This is a genomic window from Vreelandella janggokensis (assembly GCF_031451615.1).
In the GTDB taxonomy this organism is placed as follows: domain Bacteria; phylum Pseudomonadota; class Gammaproteobacteria; order Pseudomonadales; family Halomonadaceae; genus Vreelandella; species Vreelandella janggokensis.
Genome location: NZ_JARWAJ010000006.1, coordinates 14700 through 28297 on the forward strand (window position 1 = coordinate 14700; position 13598 = coordinate 28297).

Annotated in this window: 14 protein-coding genes and 1 riboswitch; of the genes, 7 read left to right on the top strand and 7 right to left on the bottom strand. The window is 60.3% G+C overall.

All coding sequences use genetic code 11. The features are described from left to right. Positions 1–12: 12 nt before the first annotated feature. Together glk and edd are read right to left on the bottom strand one after the other, a co-directional pair. On the bottom strand, positions 13–978 hold the full coding sequence (gene glk / locus QC816_RS15085) for a glucokinase (protein WP_309783114.1): 966 nt from the start codon (positions 976–978) through the stop codon (positions 13–15). Continuing rightward, on the bottom strand, positions 978–2867 hold the full coding sequence (gene edd, locus QC816_RS15090; protein WP_199285148.1) for a phosphogluconate dehydratase: 1890 nt from the start codon (positions 2865–2867) through the stop codon (positions 978–980). Before edd ends, glk begins: the two co-directional genes overlap by 1 nt. A 270-nt stretch (positions 2868–3137) precedes the next feature. On the opposite strand from edd, the gene cobT reads away from it, so the two are divergent. The 7 genes from cobT to QC816_RS15125 are packed head-to-tail and all read left to right on the top strand — an operon-like array spanning position 3138 to position 8620. Next, positions 3138–4202, top strand: coding sequence for a nicotinate-nucleotide--dimethylbenzimidazole phosphoribosyltransferase (cobT, locus tag QC816_RS15095; protein WP_199285149.1), 1065 nt, complete (start codon positions 3138–3140; stop codon positions 4200–4202). After that, on the top strand, positions 4199–5209 hold the full coding sequence (cbiB, locus tag QC816_RS15100; protein WP_309783118.1) for an adenosylcobinamide-phosphate synthase CbiB: 1011 nt from the start codon (positions 4199–4201) through the stop codon (positions 5207–5209). Before cobT ends, cbiB begins: the two co-directional genes overlap by 4 nt. Further along, on the top strand, positions 5206–6321 hold the full coding sequence (gene cobD, locus QC816_RS15105) for a threonine-phosphate decarboxylase CobD (RefSeq protein ID WP_309783119.1): 1116 nt from the start codon (positions 5206–5208) through the stop codon (positions 6319–6321). The genes cbiB and cobD overlap by 4 nt, the downstream gene beginning before the upstream one ends. After that, entirely contained in the window at positions 6305–6841 is a 537-nt protein-coding gene (locus QC816_RS15110; RefSeq protein ID WP_309783121.1) for a bifunctional adenosylcobinamide kinase/adenosylcobinamide-phosphate guanylyltransferase, read from the top strand. The genes cobD and QC816_RS15110 overlap by 17 nt, the downstream gene beginning before the upstream one ends. 41 nt (positions 6842–6882) lie before the next feature. Further along, positions 6883–7653 carry an adenosylcobinamide-GDP ribazoletransferase gene (gene cobS, locus QC816_RS15115; RefSeq protein WP_309783358.1) on the top strand — a complete coding sequence of 257 codons (771 nt, stop codon included), beginning with the start codon at positions 6883–6885 and terminating at the stop codon, positions 7651–7653. Further along, on the top strand, positions 7590–8243 hold the full coding sequence (locus tag QC816_RS15120) for a histidine phosphatase family protein (protein ID WP_309783123.1): 654 nt from the start codon (positions 7590–7592) through the stop codon (positions 8241–8243). The genes cobS and QC816_RS15120 overlap by 64 nt, the downstream gene beginning before the upstream one ends. Continuing rightward, on the top strand, positions 8195–8620 hold the full coding sequence (locus tag QC816_RS15125) for a bifunctional adenosylcobinamide kinase/adenosylcobinamide-phosphate guanylyltransferase (RefSeq protein WP_085919861.1): 426 nt from the start codon (positions 8195–8197) through the stop codon (positions 8618–8620). The genes QC816_RS15120 and QC816_RS15125 overlap by 49 nt, the downstream gene beginning before the upstream one ends. Here QC816_RS15125 and QC816_RS15130 read toward each other — a convergent pair whose 3' ends face one another. The 5 genes from QC816_RS15130 to QC816_RS15150 all read right to left on the bottom strand — a co-directional run bounded on the left by QC816_RS15130 (position 8621) and on the right by QC816_RS15150 (position 13118). Continuing rightward, entirely contained in the window at positions 8621–9244 is a 624-nt protein-coding gene (locus tag QC816_RS15130; protein WP_309783126.1) for a hypothetical protein, read from the bottom strand. A 51-nt stretch (positions 9245–9295) separates the two neighbouring features. Further along, positions 9296–10186 carry an NAD-dependent epimerase/dehydratase family protein gene (locus tag QC816_RS15135; RefSeq protein ID WP_309783128.1) on the bottom strand — a complete coding sequence of 297 codons (891 nt, stop codon included), beginning with the start codon at positions 10184–10186 and terminating at the stop codon, positions 9296–9298. Positions 10187–10276: 90 nt separating this feature from the next. After that, positions 10277–11041, bottom strand: coding sequence for an ABC transporter ATP-binding protein (locus QC816_RS15140; protein ID WP_199285161.1), 765 nt, complete (start codon positions 11039–11041; stop codon positions 10277–10279). Beyond that, on the bottom strand, positions 11041–12105 hold the full coding sequence (locus QC816_RS15145; RefSeq protein ID WP_309783131.1) for a FecCD family ABC transporter permease: 1065 nt from the start codon (positions 12103–12105) through the stop codon (positions 11041–11043). The genes QC816_RS15140 and QC816_RS15145 overlap by 1 nt, the downstream gene beginning before the upstream one ends. Then, positions 12102–13118: an ABC transporter substrate-binding protein gene (locus tag QC816_RS15150; RefSeq protein WP_268902224.1), complete on the bottom strand. Its 1017-nt coding sequence runs from the start codon at positions 13116–13118 to the stop codon at positions 12102–12104. Before QC816_RS15150 ends, QC816_RS15145 begins: the two co-directional genes overlap by 4 nt. A 64-nt stretch (positions 13119–13182) precedes the next feature. After that, positions 13183–13373: riboswitch (cobalamin riboswitch) on the bottom strand. Positions 13374–13598 lie beyond the last annotated feature (225 nt).

Here is a 13598-nt window from a genome sequence, read left to right on the forward strand (position 1 = left end):
CTGTTGGTGGGCTTAAAACACTTCTTCGTTGTGCAACGCCTCAGCGGCACCCAGCAACCCTGTCCAGGGATGGGTGACCACCCAAACGGGGATGTCGGCGTTATAGGCGTCCATGCGACCCTTGTTGACAAAGGCCTCGCGCAGTTGGCTTGTCGGCAGCCAGTCAAGAAGGCGTGGCAAGATTCCGCCGCATAGGTAAACGCCACCTCTGGCGCCCATGGTCAGCGTGGCATCGCCACATACATCGCCGAGGATTTTCAGGAACCGTAACAGCGTGGCGGTGGCGATCGAGTCGCCCTCGTTGGCTGCCTGGGTCACCTCCGCGGGGGAGGTGCAGCGGGGTGCCTGATCGTCGAGCGCGCAGTGGGCCTGATAGAGCTCGAGTAAGCCTTGGCCACACAGAATGCGCTCGACGCTAACACGTTGGTGGCGCTGTAAAAACACGTCAAGCAGCGCGCGCTCGGTGGCATCGGTGGGCGCGAAGGTGACGTGGCCACCCTCGGTAGGCAGCGGTATCCAGGCATGCTGGCCGGGGAAGACACCGGCTACGCCAAGCCCCGTGCCGGGGCCAATCACTAGGCGGGTGGAATGTGCCTGGCCGTCACCGGCCTGAACCGCGACGAGGTCATCGGCCGTCACGTGGGGCACGCCCAGGGCCTGAGCAGTAAAATCGTTGATAACCTTGAATAGCGACAGGTTCAGCGTTTCGCGAACCTCGCGCTTCATGAAGTCCCAGTGGTTGTTGGTCATCTTCACCCGCTCAGCGTGAACCGGGCAGGCAAACGCCAGGCATGCCTCGCGAGGGGCGTTGTCACCGGTCGCCCCCACTCGGGTCAGGTAGTCCTGAATCGCCTCAATAACGCCTGGGTAGTCGGCGCAGGGGAGATTGATAATATCGTGCGGGGTGATGTCGCCTGGCGTCACCAGCGCCAGGCGTGCATTGGTCCCGCCGATATCGCCGATCAAGGCTGGTCGCATCAGGCGTCCTCTTCGAAGATCTGACCTTGCTGGCGGGCGAGATCGTCGGCTTCGAAGCCGCCAAAGACACCTGCGCCTTCCTCGCCGCGCATGGCCAAGTGGCGGAAGCCTGAAAACAACTCGCGACCCAGGCCAACGTGGTAGTGGTCAAGATTGCCGATGGCCAGTTCACGCTGCCCCCAGGTGACAGGGTCTACCTTGGCGTCGAGCGTGCCGGCGTTGGCATCCAGGCGGACGATGTCGCCATCGCGGAGTTTCGCCAGCGGGCCGCCGTCCAGGGCCTCCGGGCTCATGTGAATGGAAGCCGGTACTTTGCCCGATGCGCCCGACATGCGCCCGTCAGTCACCAGCGCCACTTTATAGCCACGATCCTGTAGCACACCCAGGAACGGCGTCAGTTTGTGCAGTTCCGGCATGCCGTTGGCTTTGGGGCCCTGGAAACGGACGACCACGATCACGTCGCGATCCAGGTCGCCGGATTCGAAGGCCGCTTTCATCTCGTTCTGATCTTCGAAGATCTTCACCGGCGCTTCCACCACGCGGTGCTCTTCGGTAACCGCCGAAACCTTGATCACGCCCCGGCCCAGGTTGCCTTTCATCACCGTCAGGCCGCCGGTGGGCGCAAAGGGCGATGAAACCGGGCGTACAACGTCTTCGTCGAGGCTTTTTTCAGGACCTTCGTGCCAGACGACCTTGCCGTCTTCCAGGAAGGGCTCCTGGGTGTAGGCGGTCAGGTCGGTACCGAACACGGTGGGAATATCGCCATGGAGCAGGCCAGCGCCCAGCAGCTCGCGGAACAGGTAGCTCATGCCGCCTGCTGCCTGGAAGTGGTTGATGTCTGCCTGGCCGTTGGGATACACCTTCATCAGGCTGGGCGTGACCGCGGAAAGGTCGGTGAAATCGTCCCAGTTCAGGGTAATGCCTGCCGCTGCTGCCATGGCGATCAGGTGCATGGTATGGTTCGTGGAACCGCCGGAGGCGAGTAGCCCGACGACGGCATTGACGATAGCACGCTCGTCGATCTGCTTATAGAACGGGCGGTAGTCACCGCCAGGCTCGGTGTTGCGGATCGCCTGCTCGGTCGCGTAGCGGGTCAGGGCTTCGCGCATTTCGGTGCCAGGGTTGACGAACGAAGTGCCCGGCAGGTGCAGGCCCATCACTTCCATCATCAACTGGTTGGAGTTGGCCGTGCCGTAGAAGGTGCAGGTGCCAGGGCTGTGATAAGACTCGGATTCCGCCTCCAGCAGCGCATCGCGGCCCACCTTGCCTTCGGCGTAAAGCTGGCGAATACGCGCTTTTTCCTTGTTGGGCAGGCCGCTGGGCATGGGGCCTGCCGGCACGAACATCGCGGGCAGGTGGCCGAAGCGTGCGGCACTGATAAACAGCCCGGGGATAATCTTGTCGCACACGCCCAGGTAAAGTGCCGCATCGAACATGTTATGGGAAAGGCCCACGGCGGCGGCCATGGCAATTACATCCCGTGAGAATAGCGACAGCTCCATCCCCGGCTGGCCCTGGGTCACGCCATCGCACATCGCCGGTACGCCACCGGCAAACTGGGCTGTGGACCCCATCGCGCTGGCTGCGGCTTTGATAGTGGCCGGGAAGGTTTCGAATGGCTGGTGGGCCGACAGCATGTCGTTGTAGGCCGAAATGATCCCCAGGTTGGCGCTATTCATCAGCTTGAGGGAATTTTTGTCCTGCGGGTTGCAGGCAGCAAAGCCGTGGGCCAGGTTACCACAGGAGAGCTCGCCGCGATGCACGCCGCGCTTGTGCTGATCGGCCATGCGGCGCTCATAGAGGGCGCGCCGTTCGGCAGAACGCTCACGTATGCGTTGGGTAACCTCGGCAACGGTGGGATTTAAAGGGGCGTGTGTTGAGCTCGGCATAATTACCTCTGCATGGTAGAGACGGTGAGTCAAACCTGTAGTTATTTTACATTTTTTGGTGGCGATAGGAGAGACTTTACGGCAATAAAATTGCTATTTGTAGTTTTATTACCCTAATTGATGACAACTATCGCTCTGAACAACCGGGGCTAAAGAGGGCTGGCTGATCGTGGCGGTCAGTGCCCGCTTGCCAAGTTTAAACCGCAAGTATAGCAGGCCTGCATTTGCTACCATTCCCCCTTCCTTTATGTTGAACGCTTTGGAGCCACCATGCCCCCCGATGTTGCCCCGTCGATGATCGCGCGTATCGTGCCGGTAGACGCTTGCGCAGGTGAACGTGCGCGTGCCTATCTTGATACGCTCACCAAACCGCCGGGCAGCCTTGGAAAGCTAGAAGCGCTCGCGGTTCAGCTAAGCAGCATTACCGGTGAGCTAATGCCCAGGGTAACGCCGCCCGGCGTGCTGGTGTTCGCCGCCGACCACGGTGTGGCGGCAGAAGGCGTGTCGGCGTTTCCCCAGGCCGTGACCGCCCAGATGGTCGCCAACTTCGCCAGCGGTGGGGCGGCAATTAATGTGTTTGCCCGGCAGATTGACGCCCATGTCGAGATCGTGGATGTGGGCGTGGCGTCTAACTTGACGATGCCTGGCGTGACCCACGCCAAGGTGCGTCAGGGTACGGCCAATATGGCACTCGAAAATGCCATGCAACCTGAGGAAGCCCAGGCGGCGATTGAGGTAGGCGTGGCCGCCGTGGAGCGGGCTCGGCAGGCAGGTGCTAAATGCCTCATCGTCGGCGAAATGGGGATTGCCAATACCACCGCCAGTAGCGCCATGCTGGCGGTGTTGGCCGGCACCCCGGTGGCCCAGGCAGTCGGTGCCGGGACGGGTATCAATAGCGTCCAGCAAGCGCATAAGGTGGCGGTAATCGAACGCGCTATTCAGGCACGCCAGGCCGACCCCGATGACCCTTTAGACGTACTTGCGAAACTCGGCGGGCTGGAAATTGCTGCCATGGTGGGTGCTTATCTAGCCGCAGCGGTTCACCGGCTGCCCGCCGTTGTGGATGGCTTTATCGCCACGGTGGCAGCGCTTGTGGCGTGCCGCCTATGCCCGGCGGTGCGAGGTTATCTGGTGTTTGGCCACCGCTCGGAAGAGCCCGGCCACGCCACGGCCCTGGAGGCACTTGACGCCCAACCGCTGCTGGCGCTGGGCATGCGGCTGGGTGAAGGCAGTGGCGCGGCGCTGGCATTCCCGCTGCTCCAGGCGGCTGCCGGGATGCTCAATGAGATGGCGACCTTCGCCGATGCAGGCGTTAGCGACAACAACTCCCAATGATGCCGTTCAGCGACTATTTTCCTGCCATGCTGGTTTGGGTGACCGTGGCGATCGTGATTGACCTGATCGTCGGTGATCCGCGATCGCTGCCGCACCCCGTGGTGATCATCGGCCGAGCCATCAGTGCGCTGGAAAAACGTTGGAACCAGGGCGCCGCCAAGCGTCGATGGCGGTTGGGGTTTTTACTCACCGCCGTTATCGTGCTGGGGACCTTTGGCGTTGCGTGGCTGGTGCTGGCACTGTTGAGCGCGCTGCACCCATGGCTTGGCGTTGTCGCCGAGATAGGGCTGTTAGCCACGACGCTGGCGATTAAAGGGCTGGCGGAGGCAGGGCGTGCCATTGCCGTTCCGCTTGCCAAAGGCGATTTGCCTGCTGCTCGGCAAGCGCTGGCCATGATAGTGGGGCGCGATACTCAGGGCCTGGATGAAGCCGGGATCACCCGCGGGGCGGTGGAAACCGTGGCGGAAAATACCGTCGATGGCATTACCGCACCGCTGTTTTTTGCCCTGATCGGCGGTGCCCCCCTGGCGCTGGCGTACAAGGCGGTGAATACTCTGGATTCGATGGTCGGTTACCGCAACGCACGCTATAACGAGTTTGGCTACGCCTCGGCCAAGCTGGATGACGTGGCCAACTGGCTGCCAGCACGCTTGACGGCCTTGTGTCTGTGGCTTGCAGGGCTGTTGCTCAGCGTTTCAGGCGTTTTACGGTTGCGCTGGCGGGGCGCTTTGCGTGACACCTGCCGCGAGGCGCCCCGCCACCCAAGCCCCAACGCCGGCTGGCCGGAAACCATGGTGGCTTGTTTGCTCGGCGTACAGTTAGGGGGCACTAATTTCTATCAGGGTGTTGCCTCTCATCGTGCGACGCTGGGCGAGCCGTTGGAGGCGCTGCACGTTGCCCATATCGACGCAACGATTCGCTTGATGCACGGTGGCTGGATGCTGTTTATGTGGCTGTCAGCTGTCTTGATGGTTGGGCTGAGTTTGATTCTTCCGAGGCTTTTATGAGCATACCCGAATGGCCCAGCCACGGCGGGCAGTCCGAGGCGTTATTAGCACACTTCGGCTTGCCACCAGGGCACCGGCTGTACGACTTTAGCGCCAATCTGAATCCCTTGGGGCCCCCCGCCTGGGTACGCGACTGCTTGACCCAACAGCTGGCTGGCCTTGAGCACTACCCGGCGCCGGACTATTCCGTTGCCCGTGAGGCCATCGCCAGCCATCACCAGCTTCAGCCCGAACAGGTGCTGCTGACCAACGGTGGCGCTGAGGCGATTTTTCTTGCCGCCGCGCTACACGCTTGGCAGCGGGCGGCGATTATGACGCCAAGCTTTGGCGAGTACGCCCGAGCGTGTTGCGCCCATCGGCTTTCAGTCACTGAGATCGCACTGCCTGCACCGCACTTTGCCCTGGATCTTGATGCGCTGTTGGCAGCACTTAATGGTATCGATGTGCTGTTTCTATGTCGGCCCAATAACCCCACGGCGACGCTTATCGATACATCAGTCATGGAGACATTGCTGGATTACACGGCTTGGACGGGCTGCCGGGTGGTGGTGGACGAGGCCTTTGTGGATATGGTCGGCGATACGCATGATGCGGTGTCGCTGGTACCGCTGCTGGATCGCTACCCGCATCTGATGCTGCTGCGCTCAATGACCAAGTTTTATACGCTGCCAGGGCTACGGCTAGGCTATATGCTGGCGGATACGGCCACGATTCAAGCAGCACAGACCCACCAGCCGCCCTGGAGCGTGAACCACCTGGCAGCGGAGCTGGTAGCGCCGTTGCTGGCGGACGGTGCCTTCACCCGGCGCACCCAACGCTGGTTAGACAGCGAGCGTCCATGTATGACCCAAGCGCTTAGCGAGCTGGGGCTGGACGTTGTACCCAGCAAGGCCTGCTTTTTCCTTACCCGCCCGGGTACCGAGCAGCGCGCCGCAGGCGTCTCCAGCGATGTGCTATTTGAGCGACTGCTACACGAAGGCATACTGGTGCGCCATACCCACAATTTTGCCGGGCTCGGCGGCGACTGGCTCCGTGTGGCCCTGCGCGACAAGCCTGACAATCAGCGGTTATTGAATGTATTAAAAAAGGTACTGCATGATTGTCTTCGTTAGCGGCGGGGCGCGTTCCGGCAAAAGCAACATCGCCGAGCAGCGGGTGCTGGACTTGGCAGCCAGTTCAACCTGTTACTATCTAGCTACTGCAGACGTATATGACGACGAGATGGCCGCGCGTGTTGCTCGTCATCGGCAATCCAGGGGCGCGCAGTGGCTGACGTTGGAAGCGCCGTTGGCCATTGATCGAGCACTGCAAAAAGTGCCTGATGGCAGCAGCGTGCTTTTGGACTGCCTGACCCTCTGGGCGAGCCAGGTACTGTATGCCAGTGAGCTTAGCGAAGACGAAGGCTTGGCGTTACTGGCAGGCGCCCTCGCAGATGCCCAGGCGCGCCGCGTGCATCTAGTGATTGTCTCTAACGATATCAACGAAACGTTACCGCCCAGCGATGTCGAAACCTGGCGCTACCTGGCCTTTCTTCAGCGTGCCCACCGCAGGGTGGCGGCAGAGGCGGGTTCGGTGCTGGAAGTGGTCGCGGGTTGTGCCATCGAGTGGAAAAACGACGGGAAGTTGATGTGAAAGAACGTACTGTAAAAGAACGTACTGTAAAAGAACACGCGGTGAAAAACGTTCTGTTCGGTCTCTTGCTCGCACTGCAGTTTTTGACCCGAATCCCGATCCCTGTCGCTTGCCCCTGGACGCCTGCAACCCGGCGCTGGGCGGTGCGTGCCTATCCTCTGGTCGGCTTGCTCATCGGCAGCGTGTTGGTGCTGGTGGCATTCGCCATGCAAAACGTCCCCACGCCGATGACCGCGCTGGCGCTGCTTAGCCTTTGGGTCGCGCTTTCCGGTGGGCTGCACCTGGATGGCGTCATGGACATCGCCGATGCGCTGGGCAGCAATCAACCCTTGGAACGCCGCTGGGCAATCATGAAGGACCCGCAAATCGGCAGTTTCGGCATGCTGGCGCTGGTGTTTCTACTCGCCTGGAAAGGCGTGTTGCTGTGGGCATTACTTACCTATCAAGCGCCGCTCTGGTGGCTGCTGGTGGTGCCCGCGCTCGGGCGCTGGGCAGGTGTGGCATTGCTGGTGCTGACCCCTTGCGCCCAGCCTAAGGGCTTGGCCTGGAGCTGGCAGCAGTCGCTTAGCGGCCAGGATGTGGCGCTGGCGCTGGTACCGCTGGCGGTGATAGCCCTGCTGGCACCCACACTGGTGGTGATGCTGCTGACGGCCTGCGTTTTTGTGGGACTTATGCGCTGGCTTATGCTGCGCCTGTTTAATGGCATCAACGGTGACATGGTCGGTGCCACCATCGAAGGAGGAGAGCTTTGGTTACTGATCTTAGTGTGGAGCTGGTGGCAGTTCGCCACGGTATCACCGCCTGGAATCTAGAGCGCCGTTACCAGGGCCAGCGCGATATTGCGCTGCTGTTTCCTGAGGCTGAAGAGGGCTTGATCGCACTGCGCGACGCAATGGTGGATGAGCGTTTTGATGCCATTTACTCAAGCGACTTGAACCGCTGCCAACAGACGCTTGAGTGGATCCAGACGGCAAAAGAGGGCGTGTCGGTTGCGCTGGAGCCGCGTCTGCGCGAACTCGATTTTGGCGACTATGAAGGCAAGGTCTACGACGAACTAAAAGATTTGCCCCATTACCGCGCCTGGATCGACAGCGTCGGCGAGCTGCAAATCCCTGGCGGTGAATCCGCCGCCCAACTGCGCACACGCCTGGAGGCCTGGTTGCATGATGTAGCCGTGAATGCCCGGCAAGACGGCCAGCGAAAGATTCTAGCGGTCACTCATGGTGGTGTGATTCGCGAACTGCGCCGTCGTTTTGAAACCCTTCACTTCTGGGATGGCTCAGTGAGTCAGGCCCAGGGCAGGCGCTGGACACTCACTTATCAAACCGATGCGAATGGCAAAGGAGATTGGCAATGCAGCTCTTCATCGGCGGTGCCTGCGCTGGTAAACGCGACGCCGTAACGGCTCGCTTTCCCGACGCCGTATGGCATCGCCTCGCACCGGGAAAGCGGCTGGAAGAGTGCCAGCAAGCGCTGGTTGCCGACACTCCGCTGGTGATAACCGGTGTGCTCGAGTGGCTCGAAGCCGCTTTAGCAAACGCGGAAAACGATGCCCTGCGCCAACAGTGGCAGGGCGATATGACACGGCTCTGCCAGCGTGCTGGCGAGCTAAAGGCGCCGCTGATCATTATTGCCAATGACGTTGGCCGAGGTATTGTGCCCATGCAACCCAAGCAGCGCCGCCTGCGCGACCTCAATGGCTGGTTCACTCAAGACGCCACCGCCCAGGCAGACAAGGTTTGGTACGTACGGCATGGATTGGTGCAGTTGATCAAGTAGTTATCCCGGCTTTTTGCCACGCCAACGCTGCCCGCCAACCATCACCAGGTGCAGTGGCAGGTAAACGGCTACCGGCCATATCAAGGCCAGCAGGAGCAGATACAACAACGGGTCGAGGCTGTCTTGAGGTTGGCCAAAGGGGCCGTGTACCCAGTTGATATTACGCTCGGCGTCAGTGAGCAGGTAGGACAACGGCACCACGACCCAGGTCAGCAGGGTCTGCCACAGCAGGGCGCGGCGCGCGTAGCCCAGTTTCGCCACACCGATGCCTGCCACCAGCGGCAGTACGACGTGGTAGAGCGACATGGCCCGCGTCATGGGTGGGTGCTCGGGGTTGAACATGTACTCGGTGCCACCGATGGGGTGTACGCCGGTGAACGCCGCCGTCGCGACGTCAAACGTCCACAGACTACCGACCAGCGCCACCGCCAGCCACTGCATCGACATCAGGGTACGATGCTCCGTCCAAAGCGCCACCAGCAACAGGAAGTTTGCCACGTTGCACAGCCAGAAGAAATTCTGGGGGCCCAGCAGCACTGCATAGCTCGGTGCCCAGATCAGGACCCACAACGAAAAGGCCAGCTTCAGCCAGCGAGGCACACGATGAACCGGAGAATCGGCCATGGTCGTCTCCTTGTTGGCTAGACAAATCAACGTCGCTAGTTCACGGCACCCTTACTTCTCCAGCTCATCCCGCCAGGAATGGCGCGGTGTAAAGCCGACCAGACGACGCGCTTTCTCAATGCTATAGAAGGTCTCGTGCTCGCCCATTTCCCGCTTGGTCGGTACCCCTGAGTAGAAGCGTTCAATCACCTGGGCGTTTGTTAGCCCCACCGATAGATCGTCATTGGCGACGTTGAACACCTGGTAGCCCAGGCCGTCTGTCTTTAGGCAGCAATCGACCATCTGGCCCAGGTCGCGGGCGTCGATGTAGGCGAAGATATTGCGGCGGCGCAGCGCCGGGTTGTCCATGTAGGTCGGGAAATGCTGGCGGTACTCGTGGGGCTCGATAACGTTATTGATGCGCAGGCCGTAGATATCGATACCCGAGCGTGCCTGGAAGGAGCGCGCGGTGACTTCGTTGACCACCTTGCTCATGGCGTAGCTGTCCTGGGGCACGGTGGGGTGCTCTTCATCGACCGGCAGGTAATCCGGTTGCACCTCGCCGTCGGCAAAACATACGCCGTAGGTCGTCTCGCTGGAGGCAAAAATCACCTTGGGAATACCCAGCTTGGTGGCGGCATCCAGTACGTTGTAAGTGCTCAAGGTGTTGATGCGATAGGTCTCGTTGTCCGGCCGGTGCAGGATGGCGGGTATCGCCGCAAAGTGGACAATGGCATCGTAGCGCGGCACGCCGGTGCCCGGTTCCAGCTCGTCCATTCCGGCGTAGGCGTGGCAGGCGTTGAACACCTGGCCAGCATCGGTGAGGTCTGTCTTCAGAGTGGTAATGCCGGGCACGTCGGATGTTGCCCAGTCCAGGTTGGTGACGCGGTGACCCTGGTCGCGAAGATAGGCGGTCGCATGGCGGCCCGCCTTGCCACTGCCACCGGTGAATAGAAGTCGCATAGGTATCCCTTGGTTAATGGTAAGCACCACATCACCTTAGCAAACAACGGCTAACCCCGCTGATTGATCACCTGGCTGTGCGCGTCATGGCTAAATAGCATTGCGAAAACGCATCATCTGGCTGCCGTCGATGGGGTCGGCAAAGATATCGGCGTAGACACCAAAGGTCTGACGTAGCCGGAATGCCGTCAGTACCTCTTTAGGCGGGCCGCTATCCACCAGGCGGCCGCCGTCCATTACGCCGATGCGGTCACACTCCATGGCGTGGTTCAGGTCGTGCAGCGAGATAATCACCGTAACCGGAAGCTGCCTGACCAGCTCAAGGATCGACAGCTGGTGGCGGATATCCAGATGGTTGGTGGGCTCATCGAGCAGCAGAATCTTGGGTTGCTGCGCCAATGCGCGGGCAATATGCACGCGCTGGCGCTCACCGCCGGAAAGCGTGTGCCAAAGCCGGTCGGCCATATGCGCCATATCGACATCGACCAGCGCCTGAACCACGATGGCATCATCTTCAGTTGACCAGGGGCGCAATGCGGTAAGAAAGGGCGTCCGGCCCAGCGCCACTACGTCACGCACGCTAATTCTATCGGTGGTATCAGCCTGTTGCTCGACTAAGGCAATAGACTGTGCAATCGCCCGCTGCTTGAGGTTGTGCAGGGGCTGGCTTCCCATTAGCACCTGTCCTGCTTTGGGTTTGTTCAAGCCTGCCAACAGGCGAAGTAGCGACGTTTTGCCCGAGCCGTTCGGCCCCACCAGGCCAAAGGTTTGGCCGGGCTCGACGGCAAGGTTAATGTCAATCAGTAGAGGCGTGCCATGCACTGACCAATCGAGTTTTTGAGCGGTTAACTGCATTAAGACCTCTTGCCGCGCACGAGAATGAGCGCAAAGGCAGGTGCGCCAATCAGTGAAGTAATCACCCCGATCGGTAGCACTTGGCCGGGGATCAGAGTGCGCGAAAGAATATCTGAGCCAATCAAAAAGACCGCCCCAGCAAGCGCCGTGGCTGGAACCAAACGCGTGTGTTGGCTACCTACGATAAAACGCATGGCATGGGGAATTACCAGCCCAACAAAGCCAATCGCCCCCACAATAGACACCATCACCGCCGTGACCAGCGCCATGGCGATAATCAGCATGCCGCGCACCGGGCGCACCGCGATCCCCATGGAGGCGGCGCTGTCGGCACCGAAGGTAAAGGCATCCAGGGAGTGGCGGTGCCATAGGCAAACCAGTACCCCAAACAGCGCGGCAGGCACCGCCAAGGTCACATCGGCCCAGCGCACCCCGGAAAGATTGCCCATCAGCCAGAACATGATGCCCCGGGCCTGCTCGGCGCTCGCCGACTTGGTAATGATAAAAGCGGTCAGCGCATTGAACAGCTGTGAGCCTGCGATGCCTGCCAGAATAATCGCCCCCGCTGCCTGAACGCCGCGGCCACCCCCCACGCCGCTGTTGGCCGCATGGGCGAGCATCACCACGATACCAAAGGCGAGAAGGGCGCCCACAAAGGCACCCAGGGAGAGCGAAAGCGCCCCCGCGCCAAGGCCAGCGACGGCAACGGCCACCGCGCCGGTAGAGGCCCCAGCGGAAATGCCCATCAAGTAGGGGTCGGCCAAGGGATTGCGCAGCAGCGCCTGAAGCACGACCCCTGCCAGGGCCAGGCTGGTACCACAACAGGCAGCGACCACGGCGCGGCTAAGCCGGTAGTTCCAGATAATGCCTGCATCGATCCGGTCAACCGCATAATCCGCGCCCAGTAGCTGATTGGCGAGCACTTTGAGAATGGTATCAACGGGAATCGGTGTCTCGCCGATGGCGGTGCCCGCGATCAGCGCCACCACGAGCACCAGCGGCGTGATCCATAACCAGCGCAGTGCAAAACCTGCCGTAGATAGCCGCGTTAACGCAATGCTCATTCGTCAAATGCCATTGTCGCTAGCGCCTCGGCCAGTGTTTCAAGGCCGTAAATAGTGCGCATCGTGGCGCTCATGGCGTGGGCATCCATCTCTATGATGTGGTTGTTTTTAACCGCCGTCATTTCACGGGTAACCGGGTCACTGTGCAGAAACTCACGCTTGGCTTCAATGTCGTCGGCAGGAAAGCGACGGCGATCCATGCGAGCGATAACAAGCACATCAGGGTCAGCCCTGGCGATGCTCTCCCAGCCCACCGTGGGCCACTCCTCATCGGACTCGATCACATTGCGAATACCGAGCTTATCCATCATATAGCCCGGTGCGCCCAACTGACCCGCAACAAAGGGGCTAACCCCCAGGTCTGTCGATGAGAACCAGAACGCCGCTGATAAATCGTCCGGTAAATCAAGGCTGTTCGCCAGTGCTATTGCCCGCTCTTCGCGGTCGATAAGGTTGGCTACCAGAGCCTCGCCAGCATCTTGCACATCATAAATCTGTGCTAGTTCGGTGATTCCTTTATAGATTGAATCCGTCGAGAAGGCGGCGGTGCGGGTGCCATCGCCGCCGGTAGAGTTATCCTTGGTGTCGCAGTCGGCGGGCATAATATAGGTATTAATACCCAGCTCATGAAACTGCTCACGGGTGGCGACACTGCCGGTGGGACCCACGTGCCACTCGTATTGTACCGCCACCAGGTCAGGCCGTTTATTGACCACGGCCTCAAAGCTAGGGTCGTCGTTGGCGATCCGCTCGATCGCTTCATTGACCTCAGCAAACTGGGGCAGGACCGGGGTGAACCACACCGAGGTGCCATTCACTCGATCAGCGAGCCCCAGCGAATATAGGATCTCCGTGGCTGACTGGCCTACCGTCACCGTTCGCTCCGGGGGCGACGCCACGCTGATCTCTACACCGCAATTGGTTAGCGTAAGCGGGTAGTCGGTGGAAGCGTAAGCGGCCTGGGCAAGGCCAACAGCGCTCGCGGCGATGGCCGTGGTCAATCTCAACATCATGTACACTCCCGTGCATGATGAGCTCCGTACTCGGACAGAAAACACTGGCCGAGCCACTTCGCTCGATGTAAGCAATATATCGGCAGTTCTCCTGACTGACGGGTCATGGCTAGCTCGCCTTCCCAGACAATGTGTCCAGTGGCATCAAGGAGCATCGCTCGCCGCCTACAGTTGCGGGGGCAGTTCCGTTTCGCGGCAAGCCGCGGCGGATTCTCTATTAAGTTCCGGAGGGAACACCGACACTGGCCATTCTAGGTGGCAGGGGGATAGCGAACAACACAAAGCCTAAGGATCTTATGAAACCCTACCATAAAAGCAATGTTATAACATTATATTACGAAGGCGTGTAAAAATCCAGCGGCACTATTAGCGTCAGCTGATAGACGCCTTCGCAAAGTTAATAGCTTGTAACAAATTGGCCTCGCCGCCATGCCTTCCTCTATACTGGACACCTTTTATATTCCCACTTCTTTATGAATG

Coding starts and splice junctions, on each gene's coding strand:
- glk (WP_309783114.1), bottom strand. CDS start 978: ATGCGACCAGCCTTGATCGGCGATATCGGCGGGACCAATGCACGCCTG.
- edd (WP_199285148.1), bottom strand. CDS start 2,867: ATGCCGAGCTCAACACACGCCCCTTTAAATCCCACCGTTGCCGAGGTT.
- cobT (WP_199285149.1), top strand. CDS start 3,138: ATGCCCCCCGATGTTGCCCCGTCGATGATCGCGCGTATCGTGCCGGTA.
- cbiB (WP_309783118.1), top strand. CDS start 4,199: ATGATGCCGTTCAGCGACTATTTTCCTGCCATGCTGGTTTGGGTGACC.
- cobD (WP_309783119.1), top strand. CDS start 5,206: ATGAGCATACCCGAATGGCCCAGCCACGGCGGGCAGTCCGAGGCGTTA.
- QC816_RS15110 (WP_309783121.1), top strand. CDS start 6,305: ATGATTGTCTTCGTTAGCGGCGGGGCGCGTTCCGGCAAAAGCAACATC.
- QC816_RS15125 (WP_085919861.1), top strand. CDS start 8,195: ATGCAGCTCTTCATCGGCGGTGCCTGCGCTGGTAAACGCGACGCCGTA.
- QC816_RS15130 (WP_309783126.1), bottom strand. CDS start 9,244: ATGGCCGATTCTCCGGTTCATCGTGTGCCTCGCTGGCTGAAGCTGGCC.
- QC816_RS15135 (WP_309783128.1), bottom strand. CDS start 10,186: ATGCGACTTCTATTCACCGGTGGCAGTGGCAAGGCGGGCCGCCATGCG.
- QC816_RS15140 (WP_199285161.1), bottom strand. CDS start 11,041: ATGCAGTTAACCGCTCAAAAACTCGATTGGTCAGTGCATGGCACGCCT.
- QC816_RS15145 (WP_309783131.1), bottom strand. CDS start 12,105: ATGAGCATTGCGTTAACGCGGCTATCTACGGCAGGTTTTGCACTGCGC.
- QC816_RS15150 (WP_268902224.1), bottom strand. CDS start 13,118: ATGATGTTGAGATTGACCACGGCCATCGCCGCGAGCGCTGTTGGCCTT.